Origin of the sequence: Mesorhizobium sp. M0816 (assembly GCF_040320005.1) — a bacterium.
Taxonomy (GTDB): domain Bacteria; phylum Pseudomonadota; class Alphaproteobacteria; order Rhizobiales; family Rhizobiaceae; genus Mesorhizobium.
Genome location: NZ_JAMYOT010000001.1, coordinates 110186 through 126768, shown reverse-complemented (window position 1 = coordinate 126768; position 16583 = coordinate 110186). Strand labels below are relative to the sequence as shown.

The following is a 16583-nucleotide window of genomic DNA, read 5'->3' as shown; positions in this document are numbered from 1 at the left end:
CAACAAGGAGACCAGACATGATCAAAACACTTCTCTGCGCCGCGCTCACCTCCGCTTCCGTCACCGCAGCAATGGCCAATGACGCCGCCAACGTAAAGCTTGTCTACGACCAGGCTCTTCCAAACGTGCCCGGCAAGAGCATGAAAGCCGTGCTCGTCGAGTACGCGCCTGGGGGTACGTCGCCGGCTCATACCCATCCCAAATCCGCGTTCATCTATGCCACGGTCCTGGAGGGGGCGATCCGAAGCCAGGTCAACGACGGGCCGGTGAAGACTTATCGCGCCGGCGAGAGTTTCTCGGAATTCCCTGGCGACCGTCATGCCGTCAGCGAAAACGCCAGCAAGACGGAAGGCGCACGTCTGCTTGCTATTTTCGTCGTCGACACCAGCGAGACGGAACTTACGACGAACGCGAAATGAAATCGTAGCCCCCGGGACCATCGGGGCGTACGCGAAGGGACGGTCAGTGACATGAATTCGATCGCCATCCGCACACTTGCGGGGATTTTGGTCCCCGATACTCCGCTTGTTGGCCGAGCGATCGAACATGCCCGCCAGCGATGTGAACCCTACCTGTTCAACCACGTGGTCCGATCCTGGCTTTTCGCGGCCCGGATCGGACAGATTCAGAATATCCAGCACGACGCGGAGGTTGTTGCCGTTGCAACCCTGTTGCATGACGTCACGCTCAATGAGGACTTCGCCGGGCCGCGCCGTTTCGAAGTGGAAGGCGCCGATCTTGCCCGCACTTTCGTTCGGGAGGGCGGCTTCGACGAGCGGCGCGCCCAATTGATCTGGGACAGCGTCGCGCTCAACTCGACGCCGTCAATCGGCCTCTACAAGGAGGCTGAGGTGGCGCTTTGCACAGCCGGCATCTGTCTCGATGTCGTCGGCTTGCAATACAGCCTCATTTCGTCAGCCGAGATTGCAAAGATTATCGGTGAGTTTCCACGCCTCCAAATGAAGCGACGGATGACGCGATGCTTTTGCCATATCGCCGAGGTCAGGCCGGAAACCACCTACGACAACTTTGCCCGGGACTTCGGCGAGCGCTTTGTTTCAGGCTACAAGGCGACTTCGGCAGTTGATCTTGTGATGAACGCTCCCTTCGAAGAGTGAACGCAGTTTCGATCCAGGTTCTATCGACACCGGTCGGTTCAGCCTCGCCCTTCAAGTGACCCAAACGCCGCGCGCCTGTCGCATGCCTGCGCCAAAGCGAATTGCCGAGGGCAGCGGTCAGGTGCCAATTTCCACCTCCTATACTTCGGTTTAGGCGCCCCAACCAAATCGAGTGGCAATACATATCATCGGCACGATAGCAACAGCTCGTCTCACCGGTCATCCTTACGCTGCAATGGATTGCAAACACCTCAAGGAGATAAGTAATGAATATTGCAGCGTCACCGGTCGCTCCGAAGGGAAAAGCCGTCGCCCAACGCGCGAGTTATGCCGAGCAGTCGCCGGAACTTCTGAAGAAATTTATTGAATTTCTTGGTGCGACGCGAGAGGGGTCGATCGAAGAACCGATCCGCGACCTTGTTGCAGTCCGAGCCGCGCAGCTGAACGGGTGCACCTTCTGCCTCGATATGCACGTCAAACAGGCGAAGATCCATGGCGAGCGCGAACTGCGCCTTTACCACCTGGCAGCCTGGCGGGATTCGACCTTGTTCGTTCCTCGCGAGCGCGCAGCCTTGGCATGGACGGAAGTCTTGACCAAGCTGCCCGAGCAGGGTGTCCCGGACGAGATCTACGATCGGGTCAGGTCGCAGCTTTCCGAGAAGGAAATCTCCGATCTGACCTTCGTTGTCATGGCAGTCAACTCTTGGAACCGTCTGAACATCGGCTTCAAACCCGTCCCGGGCTCGGGCGATGCGAAGTTTGGCCTGAGCAAAGCAGCACTGAGCTAATCTTTGGAATGGGTCAGAATGGCGCTTGTTTGTGCGCCATTCTGACCGGCCGGGCGAAGGCGCCGAGCTCGGCGACCAACACTGGAACCGATCTCAGCCTCCCGGCCGCGGCCGCGAGGCGCTCTCAGGAGGGCGTCATGCGCATTGACAGTCTGCATCCAGTAATATCGGCCCGTCTCATGGTGGTCGATGTCGACGCTCCACTCCGCAGTGCGGCACTCTCACTTTCCAGGCCCGCAATAGGCCTGGTCGTGGTGTGCCACGGCAGTGGGGAGGCGGCAGGCGTGCTGAGCAAGTCCGACCTTGTCCGCCATCTGGCCAATTCAGGGCCAACAGAAGCGCCGATTGCGGCTTTGATGAGCACGTCCATCGTGTCCTGTGGTCCCGATGACGACCTTCATTCAGTCTGGCAGACCATGGCCGCGCAAGGCCTTCAGAATGTGCCGGTGCTAGGGGCTGACTCGAAACCGCTAGGCGTCCTCGATATCCGTGATGCGATGAAGGCGCTTTTCAAACAAGAGGAACTGCAGGAACGGCTGCTTGCCAACTACATCAGCGGGATCGGCTATCAATAGAGCTTGGTCTATCGTTTGGATATACAGAAGTATGTATCGGAGGCTTCTTAGATATAATTGACAATAAATGCCGTAAATTATAGCGTATTGAAGCAAATGGGTGTCGACTGAGCCAACGGGGTTATGAAATGTTTCGTCCGGACATAAAAGAAGATGTCTTCGACGGCCCGCCCGATGGTCTTGGAAGTGGTATGTCCGTGCAAATGTCGACGGCCGGCATCGTCCATGACCTGGGCAATCTCATTCAGGTCGCCTCGTCGGCGTTGAACCACCTGGCCCGCGATCCGAGCATCCAAGCGACTCCGGCGCTTGGGCCTGTAATTGCCGGCGCCAAAACGGCTTTGGAACGGGCTGGGGACCTTGTCCGGCAAACCATCAGCCTGGCTCGAGAGAGCCACGCGGAAATCGAATACACAAACGTAGATGCTTGCCTGGCTGAGATCGAAACCCTCGTGCGGAGCGCCTTGGATGCCAATTTCGGTCTTGAGCTTCGGGTTGGGTCCGACCTGCCTTTGGTGAGATGCGATCGCTTTGGGTTGCAAAATGCGGTTCTGAACCTTCTGTTCAACGCGCGCGATGCAATGCCTGACGGCGGTTTCATCTCGATCGATGCCGGCTTGGCCTCTGAGAGCTCTACCGCCGGTCAGGTAGATATCCGTGTCGCGGACAACGGTATCGGGATGACCAGCGAGACGATGGTCTGCGCCTTCGATCCGTTCTTCACCACCAAAAGCGAAGGCCTCGGCGGCGTCGGTCTGCCGATGGTGAAGCGCTTTGTCGAGCAGTCAGGCGGAAGCATCGATATTCAGAGCACACTTGGGGCAGGCACGACCGTCACTCTGCGGTTGCCTGCGGTGCGATAGCGGCCGGCCAATCTCCCTCCGGTGACAGACGTGACATACAATCGAGAGATAGAGATGGATGCACAAGTCGTTGAAGACGTCCAACAGCACCGTTTCGAGCTGCCGATCGCCGGCGATATGTTTGCGGCGGCCTACTATGGGCTCGAGGGCGGGAAGGTGGCGCTGATACACACCGAAGTCCCGTCGGAATTTTCCGGACAAGGGATCGCGTCGCGATTGGCCCAAGGGACCTTCGAACTGCTCCGCAAAACCGGCCGTAAAGCGATCTTGAAATGTCCCTTCATGAGCCGCTTTTTCGCCAAGCACCCGGACTATGCAGATGTCGTCGACGGCTAGTCAGGGCACGAATGTTGAGGGTTTCCCAGGGATATATCCAAATGCCTGACGAGTATGATTTGCAGAGGTTCGTCAGCGCACAGGATCCGGTCTACGACGACGCGCTGGCCATTCTACGTCGAGGGATGATGTGCACTCCCTATATGGAGCTCATCTTCCCAAGGTTGGCCACAAGGCCAAGTGGTGCAGCGCCTGAGCCATATGCAATCACATCGCTCGACGAAGCCAGCGCCTATCTGTCATTTCCGATCCTCGGAGGCCGTTATCGGGAATGCGTTGGCACCCTGCAACGGCTCTCCGGCCTAAGCGCTCCCGCTGTCTTCGGTGACGTTGATGCGAAGAAGTTGCACGCGTCCCTGACGCTTTTTTCCGAAGCAAGCAACGACGAGTTCCTGCTCGAGACAATCTTCGACGTCTGGTTCGCCGGTTTGCTCGATGAGGAAACGATGAACGATCTCTACTTGATTTCGTAGTGGTCTGCCTGCGCCACCCGGCCTAAAGCTGTCGCGGCGCTGAGGTCACCATCCGCTGCCTTATCCCTCACACGCTGCCATCTGGCAGAGGCATGAGCTCGTGCTCTCCCGGCACGCCGGGGAAGCGGCGTTCGCGCCAATCCGCCTTTGCCTGCTCGATCCGTTCGGCTGAAGAGGAGACGAAGTTCCAAAAGATATGACGTGGCTCGGCCAGGGGCTCACCTCCTATCAGCATCAGTCTCGCCGCATGGAAGGCAGGCGCCTGGAGCACAATCTCAGCGCCGGGCGCCAGAGCTACTAATTCGGCCTCATGAAACGTACCGAGCTGGCCGACAATTCCAACCTCACCGGCGACGATGTAGATCGCACGCTCACGGTGTTCGGGTTTCACCTGGTAGCGCGCACCGCTCGTGAGCACAATTTCGGCATAGACCATGTCGGAGAACGTCCGGTGGCGTGCGCTCGGAATGGACGATGCCCGACCCGGCCGTCATCCAGTTGGCCTCGCCAGGACGGATGGTCTGCACTTTACCCAAATTGTCGCGATGGACGATCTCGCCATCGATCAGGTAGGTCACGGCCGCAATGCCGATATGCGGATGTGGTCCCATATCGAAACCGTGACCTGCGTCGAACATAGTGGGGCCGAAATGGTCGAACAGGATGAAGGGCCGGATCATCAGGCGATTCGAGGACGGCAATACGCGCCTTATCTTCAGTCCGTCCGCAAAATCACGGATAGCCGGCTGGATGAGTGTATCGATGCCTGTGATATCGCTTTGGCGGATGGTCATGGATCTCTGTCCTTCTGCATGCCTTATCAGCCAGGTGCCCGAACGCGCTTGAACGGAGCGGCGCGAAAGACTGTCTGAATGGCTTTGAGGAGCGCGAATTTGGAGCCCGCGTGGTGCTGTCCGGCGATGCCGCTTTCATTAAGAGCCGACACCCTCATCGACAGGATCGCGGCAAGATCTTCGGCCATTTCGGGCCTGTCGTGCAGCAGCGGCGCAAAGTTTTCCTGGTCTATCTCGTAAACCGTGATGGGGGTCATTGCCCGCAAACTTGACATCTCGCCAATGCCGGCGAGCAAGCCGGTCTCGCCGAAGAAATCGCCAGGTGCAAGCCGGCCGATCTCCTGCAGTTGATCATCGCCCTCGCCAATTTGCCGGACGATGACTCCCGTCCGCACGATCATGAGCGACGGCAGCATCTCTCCCTGTCGTGCGATGATTTCGCCCTTATGGTAGGTGCGAACCGAGGCCGCTTTGGCGAGCGACTCCTGCTCGGTATCCGTTAGCGCCGAGAATACCGGTATGGAATTGATGAGTTCGATCGGGGTGAAGCCTTGGGAGGCCGCCGTCTCGTGGCCCGGCCGGTTGGTCATGGCAATCGAGCCCGAAAATGGCTCCGCCAGCAGCATGCCGGTCGACTTTGAATGGCGATAAATGAGATCGAAGATTTCGTTCCGAGCGGCACTTCGCTGGTCGATACTTGTGACGCGAAAAAACAACTCGATCTCGATAGCTGCGGCATCCAGGCTTCTGATGGTGACCGAAGGCGAAGGCTCCTGGAGGATTGAATTGCAGCTCAGCAAGACAGTGCGCATGAGCTCTACGATGATCGCCGGCGTCTTCGTTGGCGCCACCTTGACGGTTACGGCAAGTCCATGGCTCTCGTCCGGACCGCTTAGATTTGTTACCCCGATCTTGGCGAGAAGGCTGTTTGGCAGCGCCACGACATTGTGTGTCGGGGTCAGAAGTTGGGTCGACCGCCAATTGGTCTCGACAACGCGGCCTTCGGTTCCGTCGCCCAGAATGATCCAGTTTCCAAGCACGTAAGGGCGGCCGAGGTTAAGCGCGATCGCCGAAAATACGTCACCAAGCGTATTCTGGAGCGCCAGTCCCAGGATGACGGCAAACACGCCCGACGTGGCAATGAGCGTTCCGACCGGCACTGCAAAGACAAACGCCAGGATCGACAGGAACATTCCAGCGTAGACGACACCGACCACGACGTCCTGCAGGAGACGTGCCTCGCGCGGCTTTCGCTCGAAGACGAGATAGATACGGACAAATCCGATTAGCGCCCAGGCAAGGTGAACCCACCAGAGCAGCTTGACCGAGCCGATGAGGATCGCTCCTCCGGTTGTCTCGTTGTCCCCTGCGGTCTCGTATGGCACGACGCGCAGGTCGAGAACCATGGCCGACATCGCGAGGAAAAAGCCGAGTTGGACGACCAGCTTCGCATTGGCGAAGCGTCTGGGGATGAGGGACCAAACGACGATCCCGGCGAGGCCGAGCAACACGATGTAGACCAGAGGAGAGTTCCACCAGCTCATGAACGATCACCGCGATGCCAAGTTCAATGTTTGGTCTCCGGCCCGGCGATCGGGCCTCTGCCGCTGGCCTTGTCTTTTTCGAGAACTGCTTCGGTGATCGAATTCGGCAGCCGTCGCGGCTTTTCGATCAGCCCGAGCACCGGCATGGCGATGATGAAGAACGCAAAATAGTAAAGCGTCGCCAGTTGGGACATGACGATATATGCGCCTTCCGCCGGCCGGGAGCCGAGCCAACCGAGAAAGAGAGCATTGGCAACGAACAGCCAGAAGAGCACCCTGTACCAGGGCCGATAGACCGCCGAGCGTACCCTCGAGGTGTCGAGCCACGGCACCAGGAACAGCACCGCGATCGAGCCGAACATCGCGAGCACGCCGCCGAGCTTGGAATCGATGGGCCCGATATTGAAGGTGATGGCCCGCAGGATCGCGTAAAACGGCAGGAAGTACCATTCCGGGACGATGTGGGCCGGCGTCTTCAGCGGATTGGCGATGCTGCTATTGTCGGAATGGCCGAGGTAGTTCGGCAGGTAGAAAACGAAATAAGCGAAGAAGAACAGGAACACGAGGATGCCGAAGGCATCTTTGACGGTGGCATAGGGCGTGAAGTCCACGACATCGGTTTTCGATTTGACCTCGATGCCGGTCGGATTGTTCTGGCCGACGACGTGAAGCGCCCATATGTGCAAGGTCACCACGCCCGCAAGCACAAATGGCAGCAGGTAATGCAGCGCAAAGAAGCGGTTCAGCGTCGGATTGTCGACCGCGAAGCCGCCGAGCAAAAGCTGCTGGAGCCAGTCGCCGACCAGCGGGATGGCGGTGAAGAAGCCGGTGATGACGGTGGCGCCCCAGAACGACATCTGGCCCCAAGGCAGCACGTAACCCATGAAGGCCGTCGCCATCATCAGCAGGAGGTTGGTGCAACCGAGCACCCACAGCAGCTCACGCGGCGCCTTGTACGAACCATAGTAGAGCCCGCGGCAGATGTGGAGGTAGACGGCAATGAAGAAGAACGACGCGCCGTTGGAATGGAGATAGCGCAGCAGCCAGCCCGAATTCACGTCGCGCATGATCTGCTCGACCGAGTTGAAGGCCAGCCCCGTATCAGGAGCGTAATGCATCGCCAGCACGATGCCGGTCAGGATCTGTGAAACCAGCATGATCGTGAGAATGCCGCCGAACGTATAGGCATAGTTCAGGTTGCGCGGCACCGGATAGACAATGAAGCTGTCGTGCACCAGCCGCGGCAGCGGCAGGCGGGCATCGAACCAACGTTCGATTCTGGTTTTGGGCGTATAGGTCGAGTGTTTGTCGCCGCTCATCGAAATGCGCTCGCCTCAGCCGATACGGATCTTGGTGTCGGAAACGAATTGGAACACCGGTACCGCCATGTTCTCGGGTGCCGGCCCCTTCCGGATGCGGCCCGCGGTGTCGTATTGCGAACCATGGCAGGGGCAGAACCAGCCGTCGAAATCGCCTTCCTGACCATGCGGGATGCAGCCGAGATGGGTGCAGACCTGGACCATCACCACCCAGGCTTCCTTGCCCGGCATAGTTCGATTGGCGTCGGTTGCCGGCGCATCGGCCGGCAGGTTGGCGTTGCGGGCAATTGGATCCTTGAGCTCGGCGAGACTGACTGCCTGGCCGTCCTTCCTCTCTTTTTCGGTGCGGTTGCGCACGACCACCGGCTTGCCGTGCCAGTCGACGATCAGCGACGTTCCCGGCGTCAGCGAGGAGACGTCGACCTCGATCGCGGCGGGCGCTTCGACGCGCAATGTGTGCTCGGCTGTGGGGGTTTCGGAAAGGTCGGCCATGATGGCGACTCCTATTGTCGGAAGCTGCGTCATCGCGTTGGTGGCAATCGAGCAAAAGCAGGCCACGGCTTTCGCCTTTCCAGTCTGCTCACGTCGCGTGAAATATGCCGGCCGTGGCCGGGTGTGAGCCATCGTGCCAACGGCACGTGCGTCCAATACTTTCGTTTAGGATTTCCTGAGCGAAGGACTGGCTGGCCTGGCGATGCCATCATGGAAGGTTCTGGATTCCTCCAGATAACCGTTGGCCACTGAGCTGGCATACGTCCCGGCATTGTGCACGGCGATCCCGAACTTCAGCCCGACCATACCTCGGCATAGGCACGCCTGGCTGTCGGTGTCGTAGTCGTCGTCTCCGCGAAGTGCGAGTTTCTGGAGCGGTTGTCTCGCGTGGCGCGGGGCAGGTTTTCCGCTCGGCGACGACCAATTGCGGGATTCAATCGGGTTCAGAAAAGGGAAAAGCGGTGAAACTCTACTACAGCCCTCTCGCCTGCAGCCTGGCGGACCACATCGCTCTGGAAGAGGCCGGTGTTTCCTTCGAGCGCGAAAGTGTGAACCTCAAGACCAAACGGACAGGCTCCGGGGATGATTTCACTACCGTCACGCGCAAGGGCTACGTTCCAGCCCTCGTGCTGGATAGCGGCGAAACGCTGACGGAAAATATCGCCGTCCTCGACTGGATTGCGTCGCAATACCCGCCACTGGGAGTGGCGGGGCCGTTGGGCCGTACCCGCCTTCTCGAAGCGCTGACCTACGTCTCAACTGAAATACACCGAAGCTTCAAGCCGATGTGGCACCAAAGCAGCGATGCCGAAAAGGCCAGGGCGAGCGCGACGATTACGAGCCAACTCGAGTTCTTCGCTGACGGGCTCGAGACCGACTATCTGTTCGGCGACAAACCCAGCGTCGCGGATTTTTATCTTTTCGTGATGCTGCTTTGGGCGGCGCGCTTCCACGTCCCTGTTCCCGCGCCCTTGCAAGCCCTTCGCGCCCGAATGGCTGCCCGGCCGGCCGTGCGCATCGCAATGGATCGCGAGGGCCTCGTCTGAAGCCGAGGGCGACTTCGAGCATAAGATCAGATGCAACATATCCTCTCGCCCAAACAGAAGATCAGGAGTCATTCTCATGCTGCCGTTCCTGCGGATGCTACATCCAGCCGCTTCCAAGCGCGGGGATGGCCTACGTCTCGAATTTCTGAGGAGGGAAATCGAGGAAACGCTGGACCTTACCGACATTCAGTCAGAGCTCGCCGCACTGCCCCCTGGCCGAGTGGTTGCAATACTGGATTCGCCGCAGTCACCGTCGAAATAAGCGCAATGTTTCCTGTCGGCCGATGCGGCGGCCGGTCTAGTTGTTCCCGCTTGTCGGTCATCATAGAGGCTTCATCATGAATGCGAGTAAGGCTCCCGAGACGGTCGATTATCGCCGCCGGCGCATTGTCGGTGCGACAGCAATGACGTTCGCCGCCACCGAACTCGGCTTGAGCGCGCCGGCAGCCACTTGGATGGTCGAGGCGAGGGCGTCCGCGACGCAAGCCAGGCCGGAATCATTCGGCTCGCTCAGACAGGTCAATGCCGAAAAACTGAGCGTCGGATATGCGGAGCTGGGGCCTGCCGAAGGTGCTTCAGTGATCCTGCTTCATGGCTGGCCCTATGACATTCACACCTACACCGACGTCGCTCCTCTGCTTGCCGCAAAGGGGTACCGCGTGATTGTGCCCTACCTGCGCGGCTACGGCACTACGCGATTCCTGTCGGACGAGACGATGCGCAATGGCCAGCAGTCGGCGCTCGCCGCGGATACGATCGCCCTGATGGATGCGCTGGGGATCGAAAAGGCCACGATCGCCGGCTGCGACTGGGGCGCCCGAACGGCCAATGTCGTTGCCGCGCTCTGGCCTGAGCGTTGCAAGGCGATCGTCTCGGTGAGCGGCTATCTCATCGGAAATCAGCAGGTCGGCATGGTGCCGCTGGCCCCGGAGGCGGAGCTTCAATGGTGGTATCAGTATTACTTCGCCACGGATCGCGGCCGCGCCGGCTACGAGAAATACACGCGCGATTTCGCCAAACTCATCTGGCAACTCGCTTCGCCGCAGTGGAATTTCGACGATGACATCTTCCAGCGCAGCGCCGCAGCACTGGACAACCCGGATCACGTCAGCATCGTCATTCACAATTACCGCTGGAGGCTCGGCCTGGCACAGGGCGAGCCGGAATATGACGTTCTGGAAAACCGGCTGGCCGAAGCTCCCGTGATCACAGTGCCGACCATTACCCTTGAGGGTGATGCCAATGGCGCACCCCATCCCGACAGCAGTTCCTACGCCAAGAAATTCTCGGGCAGATACACGCACCGGATCATCACCGGCGGTATCGGCCACAACTTGCCTCAAGAAGCCCCGCAAGCCTTTGCCCAGGCTGTCATCGACGTCGGCGAATACTGATCAAAATCCATGACGTGCCCCGACCGTAAGGAATAACACGGGAAGATTCCTGGTTCTCGGCACAGCCTCCCGTCCGCTTAGGCGAGAACAGCTCTCCCGCCGACCCAGACCGACGCGATGTTGGCCCTGGAAGCGGAGTAGACGATCTTCTGAAGGATGCCGTCGCCGTCGTCGAGTTCGTCCCACAGGTGAATTGTGCCTCTGGGCGCGGCGGTGTCGACCAGGATCGCATCGAAATGGTAGCCAGGCGAGAATCGCCCCACAGGCAAGCCGAGTGCCGCGCCACCGCCTGCCGTCGCCAGGTGGAAGGACTCGCGAAAGTCGACGCGTGCTGTTCCGGCCGTGCCGCGCGTCTCGGCCGCTAGCGCCGGGTCGGTGCCGGTTTCCAGCATGCGCGACGACATGACCGTCGCGCGCATCGCATCGAACATCGAGGCGCTCGGTCCCCCGGAAATGTCGGTGCCGAGCCCGACCTTGACACCCTTCTCGAGGGCCGCCCTCAACGGGAACACGGCGCCTGCGAAGTAGGCGTTGGAGACGGCGCAGTGCGCCACGGCCGCCTTGCGCACGCGGATCGTCTCCATGTCGGCAAGCGTAATGAAATTGGCGTGCGCGAGCACGCTGCCGGCGCGCAGCAGGCCAAAGCGATCAAGGCTCGACGTGTCGCTGATCCCGTGGCGCTGCAGCACGTAGCCATGCGCCCAGTCGCTCTCCGAGCAATGCGTCTGCACATGGCAGCCGTATTCCTGCGCAAGCGTGCCGAGCCCTTCGAGGGCGGCGTCGGTACAGGAGGGGATGAAGCGCGGCGTAATGACCGGCTTTACCCGTCCCGTGGCATTGTCCGGATGCCCATGCACGTAGCCGATCAGAGCGCGCGTGCCATCGATGGCCGCGTCCGCCGAGGTATCGCGATAATAGGCCGGGCACTCGTCGGGATTGTCCATCGCCACTTTGCCGACCAGCGCACGTTGCCCGCGTTCGAGGCAAATGTCGACGAGCAGCCTTGTCGCGTCCTGGTGGATAGTTGCGAAGTAGAGCGCTGTGGTCGTGCCGTTAGCGATCAGGTCGTCGACCAGCAGGCCGTAGCTGCGCCGCGCGAAGGCGAGATCGGCGTAGCGCGCCTCCAGGGGAAACGTGTGTTTGTGGAGCCAGGCCTCGAGCGGCACGTCCAGCGCCCGGCCGAGCTGCGGATATTGCGGCGCGTGCACGTGAAGATCGACGAAGCCGGGCAGCAGATAACTCTGCGCCGGCAAGGTCGCCAGCGAACCGGTCCGGCGCGCGGCCTCCAGCGCCTCGTCATAGCCAGCACCATGCGGATGCAGCACCGAGGCGATGATGCCTGATTGATCGATTGCGATCAGGGCATGGCGCAACTCTTCCACGAGCCCGCGCTCCGGAGCGTGAAAGCCGCTGGCCAGAAGCGTCTTGCCGCTCAGGTCGCTCACCTGTCCTCCGCCGAAGAACAGCTACGCACTGCCGTCGCGAAGCGCCAGAGCGCGATTGCCCGTCCGTCGATGCCGATGACAATATCGGAAGGGCAGCCGCTCATGCGGCTTGCGCCGTCGTGCCGTAGGTGATGCCCTTCTCCTTCAGCCAGCGGCGATAGGCGATCGACGAGCCGTCGGCCCGCGTCGGGATTTCCGCGCGCGGCTCGAGCGGCAAAAGAAGTGGCCGCTGGTTCTCCAGGATGATGCGGTCCTGCAGGAAGATGAGCTGCTGGAACTGCACCAGTTCGGTCGTGGTCGATACGTCGTCGATCAGGAACATGACGGGGTGCGCGCGGCAGCGGTCCGGATCGAGGGGCTGCACGAACAGACAGATCACGTCCCACCGGGTAGCCGAGTTGGGGCAGGTCTTGTAGAGCATCACCGCGAAAGGATTGGCGACCCGGTACATGTATTGGGTCATGATGCCATCGGTCGCCGAGAGTGCCGCCTGCGGCTGGAAGAATTCGCAGTTGGTCGCCCACACCTCATCCACGTCGCGGCGGATTTCGGTTGTGTAATGCCGCACTTCCGTGTGCGGCTCGGCGCCCAATATGTCGGTATGGACGAAGGGGAAATGCGCCATGTCGAGGAAATTCTCGACGATGCGCAGGCCGGACGCCTTTACCGCGATCGCTCCGCAAACGACAGGCCGGCGGTCGTCCTCATAGGCCTCCGGGATCGACAGCACATCGCCGGCCGGCATGCCGAGCGTGATCCATAGATAGCCGTAGCGTTCCCTGGCCGGGACTTGGCTGCCGTCGCCGGCACGCGACACATTGACCGGGCCTGCCGTATCGCGGGCTACCAACAGATCGATGCCCAGAAGCCGGTTCGGCATCGTGCCGACCGGAATCTCGTTCAGCGCGTCAATGCAATACCATTGGTCGAGGGCCGCCTGCTCCGCAGCTCGCTTAATGGTCATTGTTGCGTCCTTCCTGTGCTATCTCACTGCCGATAGATGCGGTCCATCACGGCCCGGTGTTCGGCCATCGCCGCCTCGACATCGAAAGAGGCGAAGTCGCCTCTCGCGATAATCTGCCGGCCGTTGATGTAGGAATAGTCGACCTTGAAGGGTCCGCAAAGCACCAGCGCGGCGAGCGGGTCGCGCTCGGTGCCGGAAAGGCCGAGTTGGCTGCGTTTGACCGCGATGAAGTCGGCGCACATGCCGGGCGCGAGATGGCCGATGTCATTGCGACCGAGCAGGGCAGCGCCGCCGCGCGTCGCCATTTCGAGGGCCTCGCGCGCGGACAGCGCCGTCGGCGTGCCGCCGAAACCGCCGCGGCCGCCGGGCTTTTCGGAGAGGTAGTGGTGCGGCGCGACACGCTGAAGCATCAGCGCCAGCCGCGCTTCCATGAACAGGTTCGACGTGTCGTTCGAGGCCGAGCCGTCGACGCCAAGGCCGACCTTCACGCCCTTGTCGAGCATCTCGCGGATCTTCGCGATGCCCTGGCCGCAGCGCATGTTAGCCGACGGGCAATGGGCGACCCCGGTGCCGGTTTCGGCGAAGCGGTCGATCTCGTCGCCGGTCATGAAAATCGAGTGGGCGAACCAGACGTCGTCACCGAGCCAGCCGACGGATTCGGCGAACTCGACCGGCCGCTTGCCATAGATTTCGAGGCAGTACTTCTCCTCGAAAAGCTCTTCGGCAAGGTGCGAATGCAGGTTCACGCCCTTGTGGCTGCGCGCCAGCGATGCCGCATCGCGCATCAACTCCGGAGTCACCGAGAACGGTGAGCAAGGAGCCAGGATGATTCGGCTCATCGAATGCCGCGACGCGTCGTGATAGCCGCCGATCAGCCGTTCGGCATCCTTCAGGATATCCTCTTCCTTTTCGACGCAGCGATCCGGCGGCAAGCCGCCCTGGCTTTCGCCGCGCGACATGGCTCCACGCGCAGCGTGGAAACGCAGACCGATATCGCGGGCCGCACCGATCGTCGCGTCGAGCGTGCAGTTGTTGGGCAAGATGTAGAGGTGATCGGAGCTGGTCGTGCAGCCCGAATGGATGAGCTCGGCCATCGCTACGCGCGCCGAGACGCCTATCGCATCGTCGTCGAGCTCGGCCCAGATCGGATAGAGCGTCTTCAGCCAGACAAGCAGCTCGTCGTTCTGAGCCATCACACGGGTGAGGTTCTGGTACATATGATGATGCGTGTTCACCATGCCCGGCATGACGACATGGCCCGATAGGTCGAGCACCTCGTCGGCACTGGAGGCACTGAGTTCCGCGGTGGTGCCGACCGCTTCGATGACGTTGTCGTCGATCAACAAGGCGCCGTCGGAAATCTCGCGGCGCGTACCATCGAAGGTGGCGAGCAGATCGATGTTCTTGACAAGCAGGCGGGGCATGATGGTCTCAACGCATGTCGCGGAAATAGGGTTCGCCGAGAGCAGCCGGCGCGGCCATTACCCGGCGCATGCGCTGCCAGGCAAGCACCGGCACGATGATCAGGGCGATCGTGCCGAGATAGGGCAGCATCGACAGGATCGGCGCCGCGATCGGCCAGTTGCGTGCTTGGCCGACGAAGCCGAGAGAGGTGATGAGACCGAACAGCAGAGCGGCCAGCACGGCGTTGAGGGGCCGGTAGCCTGCGAAGATGACGAGAGAGACGGCAATCCAGCCGCGGCCGGCCACGACGCCTTCCGACCAGGAGGGCACGAAGGCAAGCGTGAGGTAAGCGCCGGCGCCGGCCGCCAGCGCCGAGCCCGCGGCGACATACCAGAAGCGGATGCTTTGCACCGAAATGCCGGCGGCGTCGGCTGCCGCGGGGTTTTCGCCCACCGCGCGCATGTTCAGCCCGTGGCGCGTGCGGAACATGATGTAGTGCAGCACAACCGGCAGGACGATGTAGATCAGGTAGACAAGGATGTTCTGCGTGAAGATCGCGCGACCGAGCAGCGGGATGTCGCTAAGATAGGGAATAGCGATCGGCGCGAAGGTCGCCGGCGCCGGCATGCCGGAATAGGCGCGACCGATCGTTGCGGCCATGCCGGTGCCCATCAGCGTCAGCGCCAGGCCGCACAACACCTGGTTCGCTTTGACGACGACGGTGCCAAGAGCGAAGACGCAGCCAACGAGGAAACCGACGGCAAGTGCAAGGACGAAGCCGAGCATAGGGTGCGGCGTGGCGACGACGACCGCGATGCCAGTGATTGCACCGAGCGCCATAAGCCCTTCGACGCCGAGATTGACGACGCCGGCGCGCTCGGAGAGCGTCTCGCCCAGCGCCGCCAGCGCCAGCACGCCGCCGGCGAGAATGGAGGTCTGGATCAGTCCGGCGATCATGTCCATGGGTGTTTCCTCAGCTCGCGGCCGGTTCGGTCCGCGTGATGCGGTAGTGAGCGAGTTCGTTGCCGATCGCCGTGAAGAACAGGATCAGTCCGGTGATGGCGAGCACGGCCGAGACGGTGATGCCTTGCGTCTGCAGGATGATGCCCGAATTCAGGATGACGCCCATCAAAGCCGCGCCTGCGAGCACGCCAAGTGAGGAACCGCGCGCCAGCACCGCGACCATGATGCCGAGATAGCCGAAATTGTTGGAAATGCCGCCCTGCAGGCGATGCACCGTGCCAGCAACTTCCAGCATACCGGCGATGCCGGCGATCGCTCCCGACATCAGCAGGACGACGATCAGACGGCGGCGGAACGGCATGCCCGCATAAAGCGCCGCGCTTGGATTCGACCCAGCGATCCTTACCTCGTAGCCCCAGCGCGTGTAGTTGAGCAGTCCTGCGATGACAAAGGTGAGCAGGATCGCCAGCGGGAAACCGTAGTGCACGATACCCCAGAATTCAGGCACGTCATGCGGCAGACGTGCGGTGGTCGCGAGCGCATGGCCGCTCGGGTCGAGCCATGGGCCGGTGGCGACGTAATAGACCATCAGCGTCGCCACGAAATTCAGAAGCAGGGTGGTGATGAGTTCGCTGACATCGGCATAGGCGCGCGCCAGCGTCGGCACCAGTATCCAGAGCAGCCCGCCGAGCGCGCCAGCGGTGAACATAACAGGCAGGATCAGCCAGGTCGGGCCGGGAATGAACAGCGCGACCGCCGTGGCGCTGAAGGCGCCGGCATAGAATTGGCCCTCCGCGCCGATGTTCCAGGCGCCGATTCTCAGCGCTACCCAGACCGACAGGCCGGTCAGGATCAGGGGAGTGACCAGAAGTCCGACGTCTTCCAGCCCGAAGCTCGAGCCAAAAGTCGAGCTGAGCACCTCCCAGGCGAGTTCGACGGGAGCATTGCCGCGAGCGGCCAGAACCAGGCCGGCGACCCCCAGCGCCAGCACGATCGCCAGGGCACGTGCCGCAAAGGCAACGGAGGGCTGCGCGGATGGAACGCGCTGAAACTTGATCGCCAAGG

The 16583-nt window shown here is 61.2% G+C and carries 17 protein-coding genes and 1 pseudogene; 9 read left to right on the top strand and 9 right to left on the bottom strand.

From position 1 onward, the window contains the following. Positions 1 to 17 precede the first annotated feature (17 nt). The 7 genes from NKI17_RS00630 to NKI17_RS00600 all read left to right on the top strand — a co-directional run bounded on the left by NKI17_RS00630 (position 18) and on the right by NKI17_RS00600 (position 4153). On the top strand, positions 18 to 419 hold the full coding sequence (locus tag NKI17_RS00630; protein WP_352455791.1) for a cupin domain-containing protein: 402 nt from the start codon (positions 18 to 20) through the stop codon (positions 417 to 419). A 51-nt stretch (positions 420 to 470) separates the two neighbouring features. Continuing rightward, complete coding sequence (locus tag NKI17_RS00625) at positions 471 to 1118, top strand: HD domain-containing protein (protein WP_352455792.1); 648 nt, start codon at positions 471 to 473, stop codon at positions 1116 to 1118. Positions 1119 to 1384: 266 nt separating this feature from the next. Continuing rightward, entirely contained in the window at positions 1385 to 1906 is a 522-nt protein-coding gene (locus NKI17_RS00620) for a carboxymuconolactone decarboxylase family protein (RefSeq protein WP_023674208.1), read from the top strand. A gap of 137 nt (positions 1907 to 2043) precedes the next feature. Further along, a complete protein-coding gene (locus tag NKI17_RS00615; RefSeq protein WP_352619266.1) occupies positions 2044 to 2481 on the top strand; it encodes a CBS domain-containing protein in 438 nt (145 codons plus the stop codon). Between the two features lie 128 nt (positions 2482 to 2609). Next, the gene (locus NKI17_RS00610) at positions 2610 to 3344 is read left to right on the top strand and encodes a sensor histidine kinase (protein ID WP_352798136.1); all 735 of its coding nucleotides are present in this window, start codon (positions 2610 to 2612) and stop codon (positions 3342 to 3344) included. 54 nt (positions 3345 to 3398) lie between these two features. Next, complete coding sequence (locus NKI17_RS00605; protein WP_352798139.1) at positions 3399 to 3680, top strand: GNAT family N-acetyltransferase; 282 nt, start codon at positions 3399 to 3401, stop codon at positions 3678 to 3680. Positions 3681 to 3721: 41 nt separating this feature from the next. After that, a complete protein-coding gene (locus NKI17_RS00600; protein ID WP_352905249.1) occupies positions 3722 to 4153 on the top strand; it encodes a DUF1810 domain-containing protein in 432 nt (143 codons plus the stop codon). Positions 4154 to 4220: 67 nt separating this feature from the next. On the opposite strand, the pseudogene NKI17_RS00595 reads toward NKI17_RS00600, so the two are convergent. From NKI17_RS00595 to petA, 4 genes and pseudogenes are all read right to left on the bottom strand, one after another. Further along, positions 4221 to 4947 (bottom strand): annotated as a pseudogene (locus NKI17_RS00595) (pirin family protein). A 26-nt stretch (positions 4948 to 4973) separates the two neighbouring features. Continuing rightward, positions 4974 to 6491 carry a mechanosensitive ion channel family protein gene (locus tag NKI17_RS00590; protein ID WP_352905248.1) on the bottom strand — a complete coding sequence of 506 codons (1518 nt, stop codon included), beginning with the start codon at positions 6489 to 6491 and terminating at the stop codon, positions 4974 to 4976. Positions 6492 to 6514: 23 nt separating this feature from the next. Continuing rightward, entirely contained in the window at positions 6515 to 7810 is a 1296-nt protein-coding gene (locus NKI17_RS00585) for a cytochrome b (protein WP_352724102.1), read from the bottom strand. A 15-nt stretch (positions 7811 to 7825) separates the two neighbouring features. Beyond that, positions 7826 to 8302 carry a ubiquinol-cytochrome c reductase iron-sulfur subunit gene (gene petA, locus NKI17_RS00580; RefSeq protein WP_352571144.1) on the bottom strand — a complete coding sequence of 159 codons (477 nt, stop codon included), beginning with the start codon at positions 8300 to 8302 and terminating at the stop codon, positions 7826 to 7828. A 461-nt stretch (positions 8303 to 8763) separates the two neighbouring features. Here petA and NKI17_RS00575 point away from each other — a divergent pair, with 461 nt between their 5' ends. Both NKI17_RS00575 and NKI17_RS00570 read left to right on the top strand, forming a co-directional pair. Then, entirely contained in the window at positions 8764 to 9348 is a 585-nt protein-coding gene (locus tag NKI17_RS00575; RefSeq protein WP_352571145.1) for a glutathione binding-like protein, read from the top strand. Between the two features lie 338 nt (positions 9349 to 9686). Further along, positions 9687 to 10742, top strand: coding sequence for an alpha/beta fold hydrolase (locus tag NKI17_RS00570; RefSeq protein ID WP_352571146.1), 1056 nt, complete (start codon positions 9687 to 9689; stop codon positions 10740 to 10742). 77 nt (positions 10743 to 10819) lie between these two features. Here NKI17_RS00570 and guaD read toward each other — a convergent pair whose 3' ends face one another. The 5 genes from guaD to NKI17_RS00545 all read right to left on the bottom strand — a co-directional run bounded on the left by guaD (position 10820) and on the right by NKI17_RS00545 (position 16581). Further along, positions 10820 to 12187 (bottom strand): guanine deaminase, encoded by a 1368-nt coding sequence (gene guaD, locus NKI17_RS00565; RefSeq protein WP_352905247.1) that lies wholly within the window; start codon positions 12185 to 12187, stop codon positions 10820 to 10822. Positions 12188 to 12287: 100 nt separating this feature from the next. Continuing rightward, complete coding sequence (locus tag NKI17_RS00560; RefSeq protein ID WP_352724107.1) at positions 12288 to 13151, bottom strand: aromatic ring-hydroxylating dioxygenase subunit alpha; 864 nt, start codon at positions 13149 to 13151, stop codon at positions 12288 to 12290. A gap of 23 nt (positions 13152 to 13174) precedes the next feature. Further along, positions 13175 to 14575 carry an 8-oxoguanine deaminase gene (locus tag NKI17_RS00555; protein ID WP_352905246.1) on the bottom strand — a complete coding sequence of 467 codons (1401 nt, stop codon included), beginning with the start codon at positions 14573 to 14575 and terminating at the stop codon, positions 13175 to 13177. A 7-nt stretch (positions 14576 to 14582) separates the two neighbouring features. Next, a complete protein-coding gene (locus tag NKI17_RS00550) occupies positions 14583 to 15518 on the bottom strand; it encodes an ABC transporter permease (RefSeq protein WP_023674225.1) in 936 nt (311 codons plus the stop codon). Positions 15519 to 15528: 10 nt separating this feature from the next. After that, positions 15529 to 16581 (bottom strand): ABC transporter permease, encoded by a 1053-nt coding sequence (locus NKI17_RS00545; protein ID WP_352905245.1) that lies wholly within the window; start codon positions 16579 to 16581, stop codon positions 15529 to 15531. Positions 16582 to 16583: the final 2 nt, after the last annotated feature.

Excerpts from the sequence above, each read along its gene's own strand:
- NKI17_RS00630 (WP_352455791.1), top strand. The coding sequence starts at position 18 with ATGATCAAAACACTTCTCTGCGCCGCGCTCACCTCCGCTTCCGTCACC.
- NKI17_RS00625 (WP_352455792.1), top strand. The coding sequence starts at position 471 with ATGAATTCGATCGCCATCCGCACACTTGCGGGGATTTTGGTCCCCGAT.
- NKI17_RS00620 (WP_023674208.1), top strand. The coding sequence starts at position 1,385 with ATGAATATTGCAGCGTCACCGGTCGCTCCGAAGGGAAAAGCCGTCGCC.
- NKI17_RS00615 (WP_352619266.1), top strand. The coding sequence starts at position 2,044 with ATGCGCATTGACAGTCTGCATCCAGTAATATCGGCCCGTCTCATGGTG.
- NKI17_RS00610 (WP_352798136.1), top strand. The coding sequence starts at position 2,610 with ATGTTTCGTCCGGACATAAAAGAAGATGTCTTCGACGGCCCGCCCGAT.
- NKI17_RS00605 (WP_352798139.1), top strand. The coding sequence starts at position 3,399 with ATGGATGCACAAGTCGTTGAAGACGTCCAACAGCACCGTTTCGAGCTG.
- NKI17_RS00600 (WP_352905249.1), top strand. The coding sequence starts at position 3,722 with ATGCCTGACGAGTATGATTTGCAGAGGTTCGTCAGCGCACAGGATCCG.
- NKI17_RS00590 (WP_352905248.1), bottom strand. The coding sequence starts at position 6,491 with ATGAGCTGGTGGAACTCTCCTCTGGTCTACATCGTGTTGCTCGGCCTC.
- NKI17_RS00585 (WP_352724102.1), bottom strand. The coding sequence starts at position 7,810 with ATGAGCGGCGACAAACACTCGACCTATACGCCCAAAACCAGAATCGAA.
- petA (WP_352571144.1), bottom strand. The coding sequence starts at position 8,302 with ATGGCCGACCTTTCCGAAACCCCCACAGCCGAGCACACATTGCGCGTC.
- NKI17_RS00570 (WP_352571146.1), top strand. The coding sequence starts at position 9,687 with ATGAATGCGAGTAAGGCTCCCGAGACGGTCGATTATCGCCGCCGGCGC.
- NKI17_RS00560 (WP_352724107.1), bottom strand. The coding sequence starts at position 13,151 with ATGACCATTAAGCGAGCTGCGGAGCAGGCGGCCCTCGACCAATGGTAT.
- NKI17_RS00555 (WP_352905246.1), bottom strand. The coding sequence starts at position 14,575 with ATGCCCCGCCTGCTTGTCAAGAACATCGATCTGCTCGCCACCTTCGAT.
- NKI17_RS00550 (WP_023674225.1), bottom strand. The coding sequence starts at position 15,518 with ATGGACATGATCGCCGGACTGATCCAGACCTCCATTCTCGCCGGCGGC.